Below are 16,696 nucleotides of genomic sequence, written 5' to 3'. Positions count from 1 at the left end.
GGCTTCATGATACGTTACATTTTCCAGCGCCTGCTTGGCATGATCGTCGTGATGTTCCTCGTTGTCACGATCGTCTTCGTCATCGTTCGCGTCACTCCCGGCGATCCGGCTGCCGTCATGCTCGGCCCCGATGCGACGCCACAGGATATTGCCGATTTGCGCGCGAGCCTCGGCCTCGATAGGTCCATCGGTGTGCAATATCTCTATTATATCGGCCAGTTGCTGAAGGGCGATCTCGGGCAGTCGATCTTCCTCAATATGCCGGTGACGGCAGCACTGCTCGATCGTGCCGAACCGACCTTCTTCCTGACGATCTTCTCGCTCGTTATCGCTGGCATCATTGCGCTTCCAATCGGCATTTATGCCGCTTATCGCCGCGGCTCCTTTGTCGACCAGGCTGCAACGACGCTGGCTATGTTTGCGGCTAGCATTCCAAGTTTCTGGCTCGGCCTCATTCTTATGCAGATCTTCGCCGTGCGTTTTGGTCTGTTCCCAGTCTCGGGATATGGCGGGCCGGGCTCGACTTTCATCGACCGCATGTATCATCTGACCCTGCCAGCCTTCGCGCTCGGAATCGTGTCCTCGGCGCTCATTTTGCGCTTCACGCGCGCCTCGATGCTCGATGTTCTTGGTGACGATTATATCCGCACGGCGCGGGCCAAGGGCTTGATCGAGCGCCGGGTGATTCTCAAGCATGCCCTGAAGAATGCGCTGATCCCGATCCTCACCGTTTTAGGTCTAACCGCTGCCGTACTTATCTCAGGCGCCGTCGTCACCGAAACCGTCTTCGGTCTTCCGGGCGTCGGTAATCTTGTCGTGTCAGCCGTCCTTCGCCGTGATTATCCCGTCATCCAGGGTGCGCTGTTGGTGATCGCAGCACTCTACGTCCTGATCAATTTTGCGATCGATATGCTCTATCTGCTTGTCGACCCAAGGGTGCGCTACTGATGACGGATATCGCGATCCTACCGGCCGAGAATGAAGGCCGTAAGTTCATCCGCCGCTTCCTGAAGCGCAAGACGGTCGCCGTCGGCTTGCTCATCCTGGTGATCTTCGTGCTGCTGGCGGTCCTGGCACCATGGGTTGCTCCCTATTCGCCGTCGAAGCTTTCGATCGTCAACCGGTTGAAGCCGCCCAGCGGCACCTATTTCTTTGGCACCGACGAATTCGGCCGCGATGTACTGTCGCGCACCATCTTCGCCGGCCGGCTGTCGCTGCTGGTCGGCGCTGCGGTCGTCGCGCTGTCGGCCGTGATCGGGGTTACCCTCGGATTGCTCGCCGGCTTCTTCAAAAATCTCGATACGCCGATTGCCCGCCTGATTGATGCGATGATGGCTTTCCCGGATATCCTGCTGGCAATCGCGCTTGTTGCGGCGCTCGGCCCGTCTCTGACGACTGTCATTATTGCGCTATCGATAGTCTATGCACCACGCCTTGCGCGTATCGTCCGCGCCTCGACACTGGTGATCCGCGAATTGCCCTATGTTGAGGCGGCACAGGCGCTCGGCATTTCGACGTTCCATATCATGACGCGCCATGTACTGAGGAACCTGCTTTCGCCGATCATGGTGCAGGCAACCTTCCTCTTTGCGAGCGCCATGCTTGCCGAGGCCGGCCTGTCGTTCCTTGGCCTCGGCGTCAGCCCGGAAATTCCAACCTGGGGCACGATGATCGCCGCTGGCCGGCAATATATCGGTCAGGCCGACTGGATGACGCTGTTTCCGGGCGTCGCCATTATTCTCTCCGTGCTTTCGCTCCAGATGGTCGGTGACGGCCTGCGCGACATGCTCGATCCCAAACTTCGAAAGGACCTTTAAATGACCGGTGAAACAGCGGGCAAACCGCTTCTCCTCACCAATGTGAAGCCAGTCGGCTTCGGTGCTGACACGCCCGATGGGGCAATCGACATCCTCGTCGGCGCGGATGGCAAGATCGCGCAGCTCGGTCCGCAGCTTGCGGTCGCCGACGATGTGACGCGCGTCGACGGTAAGGGCGCCTTCGTATCTCCCGGCTGGGTCGACCTGCATGTGCATATCTGGCATGGCGGCACCGATATCTCGATCCGCCCGTCCGAATGCGGAGTCGAGCGCGGCGTAACGACGCTCGTCGATGCCGGCTCTGCCGGTGAAGCCAATTTCCACGGCTTCCGCGAATATATTATCGAGCCGTCGAAGGAGCGCATCAAGGCCTTCCTCAACCTCGGTTCGATCGGTCTCGTTGCCTGCAACCGTGTCGCGGAACTGCGCGACATCAGAGATATCGACCTCGACCGCATCCTCGAATGTTATGCCGAGAATAGCGAGCATATCGTCGGCATCAAGGTGCGCGCCAGCCATGTGATCACCGGCTCCTGGGGTGTCACCCCGGTCAAGCTCGGCAAGAAGATCGCCAAGATCCTCAAAGTGCCGATGATGGTGCATGTCGGCGAGCCCCCGGCGCTTTATGACGAGGTCTTGGAAATCCTCGGTCCCGGCGATGTGGTCACCCATTGCTTTAACGGCAAGGCGGGTTCGAGCATCATGGAGGACGAAGATCTCTTCAATCTCGCTGAACGCTGCGCATCCGAAGGCATCCGCCTCGATATCGGCCATGGCGGCGCCTCCTTCTCCTTCAAGGTGGCGGAAGCGGCAATTGCCCGCGGTCTTCTGCCCTTCTCGATCTCCACCGATCTGCATGGCCATTCGATGAACTTCCCGGTCTGGGATCTGGCCATCACCATGTCGAAGCTTCTGTCGGTGGGCATGCCCTTCGACAAGGTGATCAACGCCGTTACCCATGCGCCGGCATCGGTCATCAAGCTATCGATGGACAACCGTCTGACGGTTGGCGCTCAGGCGGAGTTCACGATTTTCGATCTCGTCGATTCCGATCTGGAGGCGACCGATTCCAATGGCGACGTCTCGGTTCTGAAGAAGCTCTTCGAGCCGCGGCATGCGGTCATCGGCAACGAGGCCTACACCTCCAGCCGTTATGTTCCGCGCGCCCGTAAGCTTGTGCGCCACAGCCACGGTTATTCCTACCGGTAAGACCAGAGCATAAAAGAAATCGCATGACAGGAGTTTGCGTGAACCAGTCTCCCGCCACCGCCGGCACCATCGGCACGTCGCCTTATGAGCGGCTCGCTGCACTCGGCATTACGCTTCCGGCTTCACCGCCGCCGATCGCCAACTTCGTCACCAATGTGCGGGAGGGCAACATGCTTTACCTGTCGGGGCAGGGGCCGCGCGAGGCTGATGGATTCATGCATGTCGGCAAGGTCGGCGCCGAGATCGGCGTCGAGGCTGCTTACAGCCATGCAAAGCTGACCGGCATCAATCTGCTCTCAGTCATGCACGAGGCGCTTGGTGATCTCTCGCACGTCAAGCGGGTGGTCAAGCTGCTCGGCATGGTCAATGCGGTGCCGCATTTTGTCGATCATCCCGCCGTCATCAACGGCTGCTCGGATCTCTTCATCGATGTCTTCGGCGAAGAGATCGGGCAGCACGCCCGCTCGGCCGTCGGCTTCGGCTCGCTGCCGGGCAACATCACCGTCGAAATCGAAGCCATCGTCGCGATCAAGGATTGATGGGCACGCACATGATTGTTCCGGCCCAACAGATTGAAATTGGAGAGACCCATGTCTGAGGACATCCGCACATCGATCGGCCTTCGCCCGGTCATCAACGTTTCCGGCACCATGACGAGCCTCGGCGCGTCAATCGTGGTTCCCGAAGCGATCGCCGCCATGTCGTCGATCCTACCGCAATTTGTCGAGGTCAACGACCTGCAGCGCAAAGCGAGTGCCGTTATCGCACGGCTTACGGGCGGCGAAGCAGGTTTCGTGACCGCTTCCTGCTCGGCGGGTATTTCGCTTGCCGTCGCTGGCGCCATCACCGGCAACAATCTTCTCGCCGTCGAAAAGCTGCCGGACGTCGTGCCGGAGAAGAATGAAATTCTCGTCCAGATGGGCCATGTCGTCAGCTATGGAGCGCCGGTCGATCAGGCGATCCGCCTTGCCGGAGGCAAGCTCGTGCTGATCGGTCAGGCGACCTCCACGCACCGCTTCCATATGGAGCATGCAATCACCGAAAAGACGGCTGCAGCCGTCTACGTCGTCTCGCATCACGTCGTCGATTACGGTCTCCTGAACCTCAAGGAGTTCGTCGAGATCGCCCATGCCAAAGGCGTTCCTGTCATCGTCGACGCAGCGTCGGAATATGATCTTCGCATCTTCCTGGAACAAGGTGCCGATGTGGCGCTCTATTCCGGCCACAAGTTTCTCGGCGGTCCGACTTCGGGCATCGTTGCCGGCAAGAAGGAACTGGTGCGCAATGCCTTCCTGCAGAACATGGGTATCGGCCGCGGCATGAAGGTGGGCAAGGAAAGCATCTTCGGCGTGATGGCCGCGCTTGAAGCTTGGGAAAAGCGCGACCACGCCGGCATTCGAGAGCGTGAGACGAGCTATCTCAATCTCTGGAAAGAGACTTTGGACGGCCGTCCCGGCGTAACCGCGCTGATCGAGCCCGATCCGACCAACAACCCGCTCGACCGCCTACGGCTGATCGTCGATGCCGAAGAGGCGCATATCACCGCCTGGGATCTAGCCGATGCGCTCAGCCGCGGTTCGCCGCCGATCATCGTCCGCGACCACGAAGTCGAACACCGCTACTTCTACCTTGACCCCTGCAACCTGCATCCGGGCCAGGAAAAGATTGTCGCCAGCCGTCTGGCTGAGGAGCTCGACAAGGCGCGCGCGTCCAACGAAATCATTGCAACGCCAATCGAAAATCGCAGCAAACGCCGCTTCGACGGTGTGCTGAAGTGGCCGGACTGATCCGGAACTGCGGATAATTGAGGAAGCAATCATGACCGGCATTCAGGCACAATCCATCGCAACGGCTGAGCCAGTCCTCTCCGTCCAGAACCTGACGACATCATTTCGGGTCGATGGCGCCTGGAAGCCGGTCGTTCGTAATGTCTCCTTCGATGTCGCACATAGTGAGACAGTCGCAATTGTCGGCGAAAGTGGCTCCGGTAAGAGCGTCACTTCACTCTCGATCATGCGCTTGCTGCAGGCGGATTCGAGCCGCATCGAAGGCAAGATCGTGCTCGGCGGGCGTGATCTGCTCGGCCTGCCGGAAGATCAGATGCGCAAGGTGCGCGGCAACGATGTCGCGATGATCTTCCAGGAGCCGATGACGAGCCTCAATCCGCTCTTCACGATCGGAGATCAGATCTCCGAGGCCTTGCTCTGCCACAGATCGATGTCGAAGGCCGAAGCCCGCGCCGAAACGATCCGGTTGCTCGAAAAGGTCCGTATTCCCTCGGCATCTTCTCGCTTTGATGAGTATCCCCACCGCTTCTCCGGAGGCATGCGCCAGCGCGTGATGATCGCCATGGCGCTTGCCTCACGGCCAAAATTGTTGATCGCCGACGAGCCGACCACAGCGCTCGACGTAACGATCCAGGGCCAGATCCTCGACCTGATCAAGATGTTGCAGGAAGAAGAAGGCACATCGGTCCTGTTCATCACCCATGACATGGGTGTCGTGGCCGAGATCGCCGACCGCACTGTTGTCATGTTCCGCGGCGAGCAGGTGGAAACGGGGGCAACCGCCGATATCTTCCATCGTGGAAAACATCCCTACACTCGTGCTCTTTTGTCGGCTGTGCCGGTTCTTGGCTCCATGCAGGGTCGCAAGCGGCCGCTACGTTTTCCTGTCGTCAATACGGCGACCGGTGAATCGAATGCTCCGGTCGAGACCGCCGATACGGTTGCTGCGGCAGCCCGCCCGGTGCTGGAGGTGAAGAGCCTCACCAAACGTTTCGATATTCATTCCGGCCTCTTCGGAAAATTGACCGGTCGCGTCCACGCGGTCGAAAACGTCTCCTTCGATCTTTACGCCGGCGAGACGCTATCGCTGGTCGGAGAGTCCGGTTGCGGCAAATCTACGACCGGACGCGCGATCATGCGGCTGATCGAGGCGCAAAGCGGTTCCGTCATCGCCGATGGCAAGGATGTGCTGGCGCTCGACAAGGCAGGCATGCGCGAGATGCGCAAGACCGTGCAGATGATCTTCCAGGATCCCTTCGCCAGTCTCAATCCTCGCATCCGCGTTGGTGATGCTATCGCCGAGCCCTATCTGGAACACAGGATGGGCACAGCCAAACAGGCGAAGGAGCGGGTCGCTGACCTCCTAACCAAGGTCGGCCTGACGCCGGACATGGCCTCCCGTTTCCCGCATGAATTTTCCGGGGGACAGCGCCAGCGTATCTGTATTGCCCGCGCGCTTGCATTGGAGCCGAAGGTCATCGTCGCGGATGAAAGCGTCTCGGCGCTCGACGTGTCCATTAAGGCACAGGTCATCAACCTGATGCTCGACCTGCAGCAGAGCCTGAACCTCGCCTTCCTTTTCATTTCCCATGATATGGCCGTCGTCGAGCGCGTCAGCCACCGCGTTGCCGTCATGTATCTCGGCGAAATTGTCGAAATCGGCCCGCGGGCCGCCGTCTTCGGAAGTCCGCAGCATGACTACACCAAGAAGCTGATGGCAGCTGTTCCAGTTCCCGATCCCGATCGCCGCCGCGAAAAGCGGACTGCTGCCAATGACGAGATCAGGAGCCCGATCCGTCCCGTCGACTACAAGATCAAGCCGCTGGAATATCATGAGGTATCGCCGGGGCATCTGGTCGCCGTCTGAGCGCAGCAGAAAACCACAGCGATGGTTTTCCATGCCAAGGCCCAGAAATGTTTACGTCAGGGAGCCCTCAATGTTTCGTATCGTCGGCCCGGAGCTGGTCGATCGCGTCCAACGCTTCGTCTGCCGACCAGCCAGCGCGTAAGGCCGCGGCAACGAGACGAACCTCCTTCTCCATTTCGAGCCTCAGATAAAGCCCTTCCAAGGCTTCCTTGGCGGTAACGACGTGGTCGTCATGCGGCACAACATCAGCCGTCCGTATGGTCGTAGACACATTCCTTTCCTTTCTCGAAGTGGAGTTGTGCTTGTTGTTAGGGCGATAACAGGCTTTTTCGCGTCCCAGGGAGACACTACGCAGCTGAGGCCATTTTGTTCCACCGCATCTTACCACAATCGGCGAGGGTGTTTGAAATTTTTGCAACGACGCTCTCTGCCGAAAATGACAGGCCAATGGACCATTGATGAAATTGCGTTAGAACGACAGACCTCCCCAAAAAAGCGGAGGGAGAAGGACGTCGCCATGCCTTGTTTGCAAGATCTGATCGACTGGATCATCTCTGAGGGATTATCGACGGATACGATCGACACCATTTTGCAGGGTGTCGCAGAACGGCTGGCGGATCTCGGATACCCAATCCTTCGCGCGTCGATAGCAATGCCGTCGATCGATCCCCTGCAGAGAGGATTTTCGGTCGCCTGGTACCGTTCGTCCGGTATTTCGAAGGAGGTTCAAGGGCATGATGAAGCGAGCCAGGAACTGTTCCGGCGCTCTCCCATCTCCTATCTCCTCACAAATAATCTCCGATATGCCCGCTGGAGATTGCCGCCGGGACCGGATGCCCCGCCGATTCCACTGCTGACCGAACTCGCTGAGCTCGGTGCTACCGACTATCTGACGAAGCTTGTTTCATTTCCCGGTGATACTGCGCTTGCTGGCGTCAGCTTCTCGATTGCGGTCGACGATCCCGATGGCTTTTCGGACAGGCTCATTGCCGATCTGCAGAAAATGGTCCCAGCACTGTCCCTTGCCTGTTGGCGTATCGCCACCACGCGGGTGGCTACCGATGTCCTGGCCGTCTATACGGGCGCTAGAACCAGCGGCCACATCCTCAGCGGTCATATCCGCCGCGGTGACGGTACCGCGGTCTATGCCGCGATCCTTCTCGCCGATCTTAAGAATTTCACCTCGCTCAACGAAAAGCATGGGCCCGAACGCATCGTTGCCTGGCTCAACGAACATTTCGAGGCGATTGGCACACCGGTCGAGCAGGAGGGTGGAGAGATCTTGAAGTTCATGGGCGACAGTCTTCTCGCCATCTTTCCTGCAGATATCGACAACCCGGCCGAGGCATGCAATCGCGCTCTGTCTGCGGCACAGGCCGCCATGGAAGCCAATGCCGCTGTCAATCGCGAGCGCGCGAAAGCAGGAGAACCGCAACTGCTCGTCGATATCGTTCTGCACGTCGGCCAAGTCTTTTACGGAAACGTCGGGGCGGCGCGCCGTCTCGATTTCACGGCCATCGGTAGAGCGGTCAACGAAGCGGCGCGCATGGAGAAGCTCGCCGATATCGTTGGCCACAGCCTGTTGGCATCAGCCGACTTCGTTTCGCAGGCGCCAGGCCGTTTCGAGGAGGCGGGCTCTTTTCCGCTGAAGGGGGTCTCCCGGCCAGCCGCGATTTATGTCTGGCCGGATCAACAGCCGCTGGATGCGAAATCCCGCGGCGCGTGACGTGATATTGTCTGCGCGGCCGGCCACAATGCATGGCGGCCGCGCGTCAGATTAGCTTGCAGCTGTGTCAGCTCTTGAGCCCGAAGAGGGTTTCGGCGTTGCGGAAGCAGATCTTCTCCATATCCTCCTTGGAAAGATCGAGAGAGTTCAGGATCTTCAGCGTGTCGCGGATGTAGCCCGGGCCCTTTTCAGGATCGAAGGGCGAGTCCGATGCGAAGAGGATACGGTCGCTGCCATAGAATTCCAGGCCGCAGAGCGTCGCTGCACGCGAGCCGAACACGGCCGTGTCCGCATAGAAATCCTTGAAATAATCAAGCGGGCGCTTCTTGAGGCGCTTCAGAACGAGCGACAGATCCTCGTCGGAAGTGCGCTTGCCGAGCTGGTCCCAACCTGGGCCGACGCGGCCTTCGAAATAAGGCACCATGGCGCCCATGTGATGGGCAAGCACCTTCAGGTTCGGCAGACGGTCCATGAAGCCCGAGAAGACGAGGCGGGCCATGGCGGCGCTGGTTTCATAGGGCCAGCCGAAGGTCCACCAGATTTCGTACTTGGATTTGTCCTCGGTGGCGTAATCCGCCATAGACGAGGTGCGTGAGGGATGCAGAAGCACCGGCTTGTTGTGCTTGGCGGCGGCTTCGAATATCGGGAAAAAACGCTCTTCGTCAAGCGGCGCGCCATTGACGTTGGTATGGATCTGCAGACCGTTGGCACCGAGTTCGGTAAAGGCGCGTTCAGCCTCGCGCACAGCGGCGTCGGGAGCATTCATCGGCAGAGCGGCAACGAAACCGGCGAAGCGTTCGGGATATTTCTCGACGAGTTCAGCCTGTCCGTCATTGGCGATGCGGGCAAATTCGGTGGCGAGTTCCGGGCCGCCCATGGCTTCGAGCGGCGGCATGCCAAGCGAGATGATTTGCCGATAATCGGAAAATTCGTCCATCACCCGGAAGCGGGTTTCAAGATCGTAGATGCAAGGCACGCCCTGCATGCGCCGACCGATATCCTTGCCGGCCCCGTCAAGCTTCTGGATACGATCCCAGAGCTGCTTAGGAAAAAAATGGTTGAACGCATCGATATAATACATCGGACTCCTCCTCAACGTATCGTCTTGCCGCTTCAGCCGCGCTTCAGGCGGCGGACGAGATAGGCGAAGGTCGCCTTGAACATCTCTTCGCGGAACATGTGCTTGCGCTTGGCCTTGATATCTTCGGGTTTGCCGAGCGCCTTGGCGCCGCCTGCTGCCTCCACCCACAGCTGCATCATGCAGGCGTTCTCCAGGGACAGCGCGAGATAGATCGCCTGTTCGATGGATGGGCCTGCCGTCACCAGGCCGTGGTTTTGCAGGAGCATGGCACCGTGCTCGCCGAGGCAAGCCGCGACCGCCTTGCCGCGCTCGGGCGTGGTGATCAGCTCCGTCGTTTCTGAAAAGACCGGCAGGCCTTCGGCAAAGATCGAGCCGGGGTGACCGATCGGCTGCAGCGGCTTGCCCAGTGCGGAAAAGCTCACGGCATAGGGTGCGTGTGTGTGGACGACAGCATTGACGTCGGGGCGGGCACGCAGCACCTCGGAATGGATGTAAACCTCGTTGTGACGACCGTATTCGCCATCGACCTTTTCACCCTCGAGATCGACTGTGATGATGTTGTCGTGGGTGATTTCTTCGAGGCCGAATTTCGAAGGCTTCATGTAGAAGCGGTCCGGCTGGTCCGGAACGCGGATCGATATATGGCCGCGCGTCCAGTCTCCCTGGCCGGCCTGTTCCAAAATGCGGCCAGCCTCGATCATCCGCTGCTTCAGTTCTTTATGCATCGTCGTGTTCTCCGAGCAATTATCACAGCGGAATCCAGTGCCGCTCCAGGCCGGTTCAAATGCGGTGTCACCGCCCTCACAGGCGCTACACACGGTGTTTGTCGCCGCGCTTGCGGCCCTGCGATACGTCGAGGAAGAGGTCCGAGATCGCGACCTTGCGGTCGATCAGCCCTTGTTGATGCGCGTAACCGATAACTGTCTCCAGCGTCCTGGCATTCTGCCCCTCGACGCCGTAGGCCCACGGGTCGTCGCCGAGGATCGCCTGCTGTTCCTCCCAGGCTTCACGGTACCAGGCGAGCGGCACGATACGCGGGTTCTCCATACGCTTCATGGCGACCTGCTTGGCTTCCTCGAATGCGATGTAGAGATTGATGGGCACCCACGGGTGCCGCACGACGATATCAGGACGGATGCCCATGACATGCATGATCGGAAAGATGCCCGTCCGCTCGTAATAGGCGATTTCCTCGGCTTTATAGTTCGGAAACAGCCGGCCGACGCGGGGGTCGCGCTTCTTGATCGGGGCGATGAGATCAGGGTGCAGCAAGGCGTCGATCTCGCCATCGACCAGCATCTGCTCTATGGACTTGTCTTCGGCGATCTTATGCAGCTTCAGGCCTGAAGGCAGCGTATAGTCCACATCCTCATCCAGCTCGGAATACCATTCGATCGACTGGTGCGGCACGCCATATTCACCTTCGAGCAAACCACGCAGCCAAAGCGATGCGGTCACCAGATAGCTTTTGACACCGACCTTTCGGCCGATCAGGTCCTTCGGCTCGCGGATGCTGCTCGCCGTATGCGTGAAGATGAAGCCGTGGCGGAAGCGCCGGTGCAGGAAGACAGGGATCGCGTCAAAGGGCAGGCCGCGCGTCTTTGCCGCCATATAGGAGGAAAGCGAAACCTCCGCGACGTCGAATTCGCCGTTGCGCAAAAAGCGCCAGTGACGCGTGGTGGAATCCATCTCCGTCAGGATCGTCAACTCGATTCCGTCCGGTCGGACCGTTCCTTCCTTCAACGCCCGCACGATCTCATAATCACCGCAAGCAAGCGTGAGCTCAACCTTCTTCGTCACTGAACTCCTCCAAGAGTCGCACGGCAAATCGTGCCGCGACGTCATTTGAGGTTAGCATGCGCAGAACAGCAATCACCTGTCCAGCGCTTTTTTAACTTTTCCTGTATTGTGGGATTTTTTTAGTTTTGAATTGACTGGTCTTTCGAACTCGCGATAAATGAGCCCGACGCTACCGGGTTGGCGGGCAGCAAGGGGATGGAGAGCATGGAACAGACGGATGTCCTCATAGTTGGCGCAGGCCCGGTCGGGCTGACGCTTGCTATCGACCTCGGCCAAAAGGGCGTGCGCTGCACGCTGATTGAAAAGAAGGAGGCGCCGGAGTTCCTGCCGAAGATGGAGCGCTGCAATGCGCGAACCATGGAAATCTTCCGCCGGATGGGCCTTTCGGAAAAGATCCGAAAGGCCGGACTCGACGCTTCCGTACCGATGGATGTCTACGTGGTTCTGGCGATGAACGAGCCGCCGCTGCTGCGATTGCCATATCCATCGGTCAACGAGGCGCTGGAAGAGATTCGTCGATCCGAGGATGCAAGCCAGCCGCTCGAGGCATATCAACTGATCTCGCAATACACGCTGGAACCATTGCTGAAGTCGGTGGCGGAACAATTGCCGAGCGTCACGGTCCGGTATGGCTCGGAATTCGTTTCGCTGGAACAGGACGACGGCGGTGTGACGGCGCATACGATCACGAAAAAAGGCAATCTAACTTATCGCGCAAAATATGTCGTCGGCTGTGATGGCGGGACGAGCCCGGTGCGCAAGCAGCTCGGAATCAAGCTGCGCGGCGAGGGTAATCTCCTGCATCTGCGCCAAGCGCTATACTATTCGGAAGAGCTCTACAGCCGCATTCCACTCGGCGATGGCCCTGGTCGCGGACGTCATTATCACGTTGCCGACGGGCAGGCGACATTTCTCATCATGCAGGATTCGACGAAACACTGGACGCTGCATGCCGTCGTCGAGAAGGACGAGGACATGGCCGCCCAGTTCGAAAAGGCAGTCGGCGTGCCCGTCGATTACAAGATGCTCTATGTCGGTCAGTGGAAACAGAACCTTCTGCTTGCCGACCACTATGGCGCGGGACGTGTCTTCCTCGCCGGCGATGCCGCCCATCTCGTCATTCCGACAGGCGGACTCGGGATGAATACCGGCGTTGGTGATGCGATCGACCTCGGCTGGAAACTGGCCGCGACATTGCAGGGCTGGGGCGGTCCGAATCTACTGCGCTCCTACGAAATCGAACGCCGGCAGGTTGGTGACCGCAATGTCGGGGCTTCCCGCTACGCTTCGCTCGGCCGGCGCCAATGGCGCTCACAATACCGGCCGGATATTCGCGATCAGACACAGGCAGGCCAGGCAACGCGAGACAATCTCGCACGCATCGCCGATGTCGAGCAGCGTAAGACCAACGAAATGATCGGTGCGGAACTCGGCTACCGCTATGTCGGCTCGCCTGTGATCACTGACGAGCCCGGCGGACCGGAGCACCTGTTCCGCGAATACCATCCGACCACATGGCCGGGTGCCCGCCTGCCGCATCTGTGGCTGGGCGAGAACGATCCCGTCCAGGACCATATCGGCCCCGGTTACACCATGCTGCGGCTCGGCGGCACGGCGATCGATACTTCGGGCATCGAGGGTGCGTTCAGAGCGCGGGGCGTACCGTTCGAGACGCTTGACATCGCGTCGCAGCGTGTTCGCGACATTTACGGCTACGATCTCGTTTTGGTGCGGCCGGACATGCATGTCGTCTGGCGCGGCAAAAGTGCCCCGGAAGACGCCGAGGATCTGGCGGCTATGGTCACGGGGCACTGACGGGGATCAGTTGCGCGCCAGCGTCTTGGAAAGCACGCCGGCGCAGAAAACCACCTGTTCTGCGATATTATCGAGGGTCTTTGCCTGGATCTGCGCGTCGCGCAGCGTCAGGCTGAGACTGCCGATGATCTCGGAACGGCCATCGAAGACGGGCGCGGCAACGCCGGTAACGCCGGGTGTGACATCGCCGCTGGTGCTCACCCAGCCGCGCTCGCGATGCTGGCGGAATTTCGCCTTGACCTCCGGCAGAGAGCCGCCGAAGCCGGCCTTTTGGAACTCGTCCTGCGCAAGCCCGTAGAATTTACGGAACTGATGATCGGGAAGATAGGTGAGGATCGCAATCGAGGCCGCGCCATGCAGCAGCGAGCGCCGGCGGCCGCGGTCGTAATTGCTGCGCACGGCGTCCGTCCCCGCTTCCTGGTGCACGCAGAGCACCTCGAATTTGTAGCGGCGGCAGAGCAGGGCGACGGCCTTGAAGCGGGCGGCAAGCTCTTCCATCATTGGGCGCGCTGCACGGATGAGAACGTCGCCAGTGCGAATCTTGTAATCCAGCTCGACAATTCTGGGACCGAGCATGTAGCCGACGCCTGGCAGCGACGTCAGCAGGCCGGCATCCGTCAGAATCTTGAGGTAGCGGTAGAGGGTCGAACGCGTATAGCCGAGGTTGTCGCAGAGTTCTTCGAAGGTGAGTGCTACCGTATCTTCTCCCGCATCGAAGAGATCGAGAAGTCCGATCATTTTTTCCAGGCTGTTCAAGCTGATCTCTCCACCGATGAGTTGGCAGAACGGCGCTGCGCGCCATCGGACCACCAGTCTGTCAGCAAATCGAATCCCACCTCGGCAATATCAGGAAGGGCCACTATAAAGCGATGATCAGCCGGCAAGCAATCGGCCGCGCGGGACCGGAGCGCAAGCTCTGCGCTCCGGTTCGCATGCGACTCAGGCCGCCGTATTCCATGCCTCGGGGAACAGGCCGTCGCGAATGGCGCCGCCTGCGTAATATTTCCAGAGCTTGCGGATGTGATGGCCGCGGCGGAAGCTGTGGGCGAAGGATTCCATTTCTTCCTCGGTCAGCGGCTTGATCTTGCCGAGCGAGGCGGCGCGATAGGCGGCTTCCGCATTCTCGACGAGGTGCACGGCATCGATGAAAACGCCACGTACGGTCTCGGCAGTGACGATCTGGCCATGTGCGCGGATCTGCATCGCATGGCAATTGCCCAGTGTGGCAACGATGTCGCGGCCGCGCTCGGGCGTATCGACATGGGCAGGATCCGAGTGAACGGGAATACCATTGCGCCAGCGGATCGCATGGTTCTTGACCGGCGGAAGTGGGACATCCTCGACCAGTGTGAAGACGTTGGTCACGTCATGATGGAAATGGGCGATCGACTGCACGTCCTGCTTTGATCGATAAATCTCACAATGGAGGAATACTTCAGATGGCGGTTTGACGCCAGGCGTGCCGGCAACCACCTTGCCGTCGAGATCGCAGACGAGTAGATCGTCAGGCGCAACATCGGCGCGGCTCTTGTCTTGCGGCTGAATCAGGAAGGTCGTGCCGCCCGGCAAACGAGCGCTGACATGTCCGCTATATTCGAGTATTTTCAGGCTGTTCAGAAGGCGCGTCGCCATGGATACATCATGGCGCAGCGTATTTTCCGACAGCTCGGATTGCGGTTCTTCCGCGTGTTTGTGAGATTGCATGATCGGCTCCTCCCGTTTCGAATTAATCTCACATTATACGACTTTTTATCTTCCGCAAGCGACGGGCGTCAGACTTCGATCAGCACGTCGTTGTTTTCGACGACGACCTTGTAGGTCTTGACCGGAATCATGCAGGGCGGGGCGACGACTTCGCCGGTGCGCACGTCGAACTGGCCATTATGGAAATCGCATTCCACGGTGTGGCCATCGAGATAACCTTCCGACAAAGAACCTGGACCGTGCGTACAGAGATCGTCTGTCACGTAGAACGTCCCGTTCACATTAAATACGGCAAGCGTGAGATCGCCTTCCTCGACCCGGATCGCGCTATCCCAATCCACATCATCGGTCGAGCACAGCCTGATCCGAGTACCCACTTCCGCCATTGGTCTTTCCTCCCTGCTTTGGCGACTTCGCCAGCGCTTGACTAGCCTGCTATCTCGATATAGCGTTTAAAACGAAACGATGTTCTGCATAACGGAACACTCGCTAAAAATACCCGATCCGGCGCGAAGGTCAACCGCAAATCCGATCGGCCGGAGGAAACAGAGGTGGCGCGGCGCAGCTGTCGGTCACTGACGAGCTCGAGGAGGAGTTGTCATGCTCAGGAAAGAACAGAACGATCTACTGACCCAGACCGATATCGGTACGCCGATGGGTGAGATGTTCCGCTGTTATTGGATCCCGGCGCTGCTTGCCGAGGAACTGCCGGACAATGATTGTGCGCCTGTGCGTATCAAGCTGCTCGGCGAGCGCCTCCTGGCTTTCCGTGATAGTGAGGGGCGTTATGGGCTGATCGATGAATTCTGCGCCCATCGTGGCGTTTCGCTCTGGTTCGGCCGCAACGAGCAGGGCGGCCTGCGCTGCCCCTATCACGGCTGGAAATATGACCATACCGGCCAGTGCGTGGAAGTGCCTTCCGAGCCGGCAGAAAGCGGTTATTGCAGCAAGATCAAGTTGAAGTCCTACCCGCTGATCAAGATCGGCGACATCCTCTGGACCTATATGGGCCCTGCGGACAAGCAGCCGCCGCATCCGGAATGGGAATTCGCGCTAGTGCCACCCGAGCAGACTTTCACCTCCAAGCGCTGGCAGGAGTGCAACTGGCTGCAGGCCATGGAAGGCGGCATCGATTCCAGCCACGTCTCCTGGCTCCATAGCGGCAGCTTGAACTCCGACCCGCTTTTCAAAGGTGCGCGCGGCAATAAATACAATATGTCGGATGCGAGGCCCTTCTTCGAAGTAACCGACATGGAAGGCGGCCTGTACATCGGCGCACGCCGCAATGCGGAAGAGGGCCATTATTACTGGCGCATCACCCCTTGGGTCATGCCATCCTTCACCATGGTTCCGCCGCGCGGCGACCACCCGGTTCACGGGCATTTCTGGATTCCGATCGACGATGAAAATTGCTGGGCCTGGAGCTTTGACTATCATCCGGTTCGCGCTCTGACGACGGAAGAACGTCAGGCGATGAAGGATGGCAAGGGTATCCATGTGGCCTATGTTCCGGGCAGCTACCGGCCGCTCGCCAACAAGGACAATGATTACCTGATGGATCGCGAGGCTCAGCGTAAGGGCACGACCTATTCCGGCGTCGAGGGCATCGCCATGCAGGATGCGTCGCTGCAGGAAAGCATGGGACCGATCGTCGATCGCAGCAAGGAAAACCTGGTTTCGACCGACAACGGCATCATCATGGCGCGTCACAGGCTGATGCGGGCGGCACGTGCATTGAAGGACAAAGGCATAACGCCGCCCGGCGTCGATCCGGCCCATCACCGCGTGCGCTCGGCTGCAATCGTGCTGCCGGCTGACAAGGCCTATATCGATATCGCCGATGAAGCACTGACCGTGATTTCGGGCAAGGCACAGACGAGCGTCTGATAA

Annotated in this window: 16 protein-coding genes; 9 read left to right on the top strand and 7 right to left on the bottom strand. The window is 59.3% G+C overall.

Annotated features, from left to right (window positions below; genetic code table 11):
* Positions 1–6: 6 nt before the first annotated feature.
* Genes EV281_RS30115 through EV281_RS30090 form a run of 6 tightly spaced genes read left to right on the top strand, consistent with a single transcriptional unit; the run spans position 7 to position 6,680 of the window.
* Positions 7–948 (top strand): ABC transporter permease, encoded by a 942-nt coding sequence (locus tag EV281_RS30115; protein WP_165912003.1) that lies wholly within the window; start codon positions 7–9, stop codon positions 946–948.
* Complete coding sequence (locus tag EV281_RS30110; protein WP_132658501.1) at positions 948–1,817, top strand: ABC transporter permease; 870 nt, start codon at positions 948–950, stop codon at positions 1,815–1,817. The genes EV281_RS30115 and EV281_RS30110 overlap by 1 nt, the downstream gene beginning before the upstream one ends.
* Positions 1,818–3,026 carry an amidohydrolase/deacetylase family metallohydrolase gene (locus EV281_RS30105; protein ID WP_132658500.1) on the top strand — a complete coding sequence of 403 codons (1,209 nt, stop codon included), beginning with the start codon at positions 1,818–1,820 and terminating at the stop codon, positions 3,024–3,026.
* A gap of 23 nt (positions 3,027–3,049) precedes the next feature.
* Entirely contained in the window at positions 3,050–3,565 is a 516-nt protein-coding gene (locus EV281_RS30100) for a RidA family protein (RefSeq protein WP_132658499.1), read from the top strand.
* Between the two features lie 51 nt (positions 3,566–3,616).
* Entirely contained in the window at positions 3,617–4,813 is a 1,197-nt protein-coding gene (locus tag EV281_RS30095; protein ID WP_132658498.1) for an aminotransferase class V-fold PLP-dependent enzyme, read from the top strand.
* Positions 4,814–4,844: 31 nt separating this feature from the next.
* Positions 4,845–6,680: an ABC transporter ATP-binding protein gene (locus tag EV281_RS30090; protein WP_132658497.1), complete on the top strand. Its 1,836-nt coding sequence runs from the start codon at positions 4,845–4,847 to the stop codon at positions 6,678–6,680.
* 67 nt (positions 6,681–6,747) lie between these two features.
* Here EV281_RS30090 and EV281_RS30085 read toward each other — a convergent pair whose 3' ends face one another.
* A complete protein-coding gene (locus tag EV281_RS30085) occupies positions 6,748–6,951 on the bottom strand; it encodes a hypothetical protein (protein ID WP_184328125.1) in 204 nt (67 codons plus the stop codon).
* Between the two features lie 246 nt (positions 6,952–7,197).
* Here EV281_RS30085 and EV281_RS30080 point away from each other — a divergent pair, with 246 nt between their 5' ends.
* Positions 7,198–8,406 carry an adenylate/guanylate cyclase domain-containing protein gene (locus EV281_RS30080; protein WP_132658496.1) on the top strand — a complete coding sequence of 403 codons (1,209 nt, stop codon included), beginning with the start codon at positions 7,198–7,200 and terminating at the stop codon, positions 8,404–8,406.
* A 67-nt stretch (positions 8,407–8,473) separates the two neighbouring features.
* On the opposite strand, the gene EV281_RS30075 is transcribed toward EV281_RS30080, so the two are convergent.
* The 3 genes from EV281_RS30075 to EV281_RS30065 all read right to left on the bottom strand — a co-directional run bounded on the left by EV281_RS30075 (position 8,474) and on the right by EV281_RS30065 (position 11,287).
* Entirely contained in the window at positions 8,474–9,487 is a 1,014-nt protein-coding gene (locus tag EV281_RS30075; RefSeq protein WP_132658495.1) for an amidohydrolase family protein, read from the bottom strand.
* Between the two features lie 32 nt (positions 9,488–9,519).
* A complete protein-coding gene (locus tag EV281_RS30070) occupies positions 9,520–10,212 on the bottom strand; it encodes a class II aldolase/adducin family protein (RefSeq protein WP_132658494.1) in 693 nt (230 codons plus the stop codon).
* Between the two features lie 85 nt (positions 10,213–10,297).
* Positions 10,298–11,287 (bottom strand): ABC transporter substrate-binding protein, encoded by a 990-nt coding sequence (locus EV281_RS30065; RefSeq protein ID WP_165912002.1) that lies wholly within the window; start codon positions 11,285–11,287, stop codon positions 10,298–10,300.
* A 204-nt stretch (positions 11,288–11,491) separates the two neighbouring features.
* Here EV281_RS30065 and EV281_RS30060 point away from each other — a divergent pair, with 204 nt between their 5' ends.
* Positions 11,492–13,102 carry an FAD-dependent monooxygenase gene (locus tag EV281_RS30060; protein WP_132658492.1) on the top strand — a complete coding sequence of 537 codons (1,611 nt, stop codon included), beginning with the start codon at positions 11,492–11,494 and terminating at the stop codon, positions 13,100–13,102.
* 6 nt (positions 13,103–13,108) lie between these two features.
* On the opposite strand, the gene EV281_RS30055 is transcribed toward EV281_RS30060, so the two are convergent.
* From EV281_RS30055 to EV281_RS30045, 3 genes are all read right to left on the bottom strand, one after another.
* Positions 13,109–13,858, bottom strand: a complete 750-nt coding sequence (locus EV281_RS30055) for an IclR family transcriptional regulator (protein WP_132658491.1) — start codon at positions 13,856–13,858, stop codon at positions 13,109–13,111.
* A 183-nt stretch (positions 13,859–14,041) separates the two neighbouring features.
* Positions 14,042–14,806: a class II aldolase/adducin family protein gene (locus EV281_RS30050; RefSeq protein WP_132658490.1), complete on the bottom strand. Its 765-nt coding sequence runs from the start codon at positions 14,804–14,806 to the stop codon at positions 14,042–14,044.
* 68 nt (positions 14,807–14,874) lie between these two features.
* On the bottom strand, positions 14,875–15,192 hold the full coding sequence (locus EV281_RS30045; protein ID WP_132658489.1) for a non-heme iron oxygenase ferredoxin subunit: 318 nt from the start codon (positions 15,190–15,192) through the stop codon (positions 14,875–14,877).
* A gap of 214 nt (positions 15,193–15,406) precedes the next feature.
* Between EV281_RS30045 and EV281_RS30040 the strand changes: the two genes are divergently transcribed.
* Positions 15,407–16,693, top strand: coding sequence for a Rieske 2Fe-2S domain-containing protein (locus EV281_RS30040; RefSeq protein WP_132658488.1), 1,287 nt, complete (start codon positions 15,407–15,409; stop codon positions 16,691–16,693).
* The last annotated feature ends 3 nt before the right edge of the window (positions 16,694–16,696 follow it).

This window comes from Rhizobium sp. BK418 (assembly GCF_004341105.1).
GTDB lineage: Bacteria > Pseudomonadota > Alphaproteobacteria > Rhizobiales > Rhizobiaceae > Rhizobium.
The sequence above is the reverse complement of the archived record's forward strand: the minus strand, read 5'-3'. Positions and strand labels throughout refer to the sequence as shown.

Bases quoted from the DNA above. Each gene is read 5' to 3' on its own strand.
- EV281_RS30060 (WP_132658492.1), top strand. From the start codon at position 11,492: ATGGAACAGACGGATGTCCTCATAGTTGGCGCAGGCCCGGTCGGGCTG.
- EV281_RS30090 (WP_132658497.1), top strand. From the start codon at position 4,845: ATGACCGGCATTCAGGCACAATCCATCGCAACGGCTGAGCCAGTCCTC.
- EV281_RS30070 (WP_132658494.1), bottom strand. From the start codon at position 10,212: ATGCATAAAGAACTGAAGCAGCGGATGATCGAGGCTGGCCGCATTTTG.
- EV281_RS30115 (WP_165912003.1), top strand. From the start codon at position 7: ATGATACGTTACATTTTCCAGCGCCTGCTTGGCATGATCGTCGTGATG.
- EV281_RS30040 (WP_132658488.1), top strand. From the start codon at position 15,407: ATGCTCAGGAAAGAACAGAACGATCTACTGACCCAGACCGATATCGGT.
- EV281_RS30110 (WP_132658501.1), top strand. From the start codon at position 948: ATGACGGATATCGCGATCCTACCGGCCGAGAATGAAGGCCGTAAGTTC.
- EV281_RS30100 (WP_132658499.1), top strand. From the start codon at position 3,050: ATGACAGGAGTTTGCGTGAACCAGTCTCCCGCCACCGCCGGCACCATC.
- EV281_RS30080 (WP_132658496.1), top strand. From the start codon at position 7,198: ATGCCTTGTTTGCAAGATCTGATCGACTGGATCATCTCTGAGGGATTA.
- EV281_RS30045 (WP_132658489.1), bottom strand. From the start codon at position 15,192: ATGGCGGAAGTGGGTACTCGGATCAGGCTGTGCTCGACCGATGATGTG.
- EV281_RS30105 (WP_132658500.1), top strand. From the start codon at position 1,818: ATGACCGGTGAAACAGCGGGCAAACCGCTTCTCCTCACCAATGTGAAG.
- EV281_RS30050 (WP_132658490.1), bottom strand. From the start codon at position 14,806: ATGCAATCTCACAAACACGCGGAAGAACCGCAATCCGAGCTGTCGGAA.
- EV281_RS30075 (WP_132658495.1), bottom strand. From the start codon at position 9,487: ATGTATTATATCGATGCGTTCAACCATTTTTTTCCTAAGCAGCTCTGG.
- EV281_RS30095 (WP_132658498.1), top strand. From the start codon at position 3,617: ATGTCTGAGGACATCCGCACATCGATCGGCCTTCGCCCGGTCATCAAC.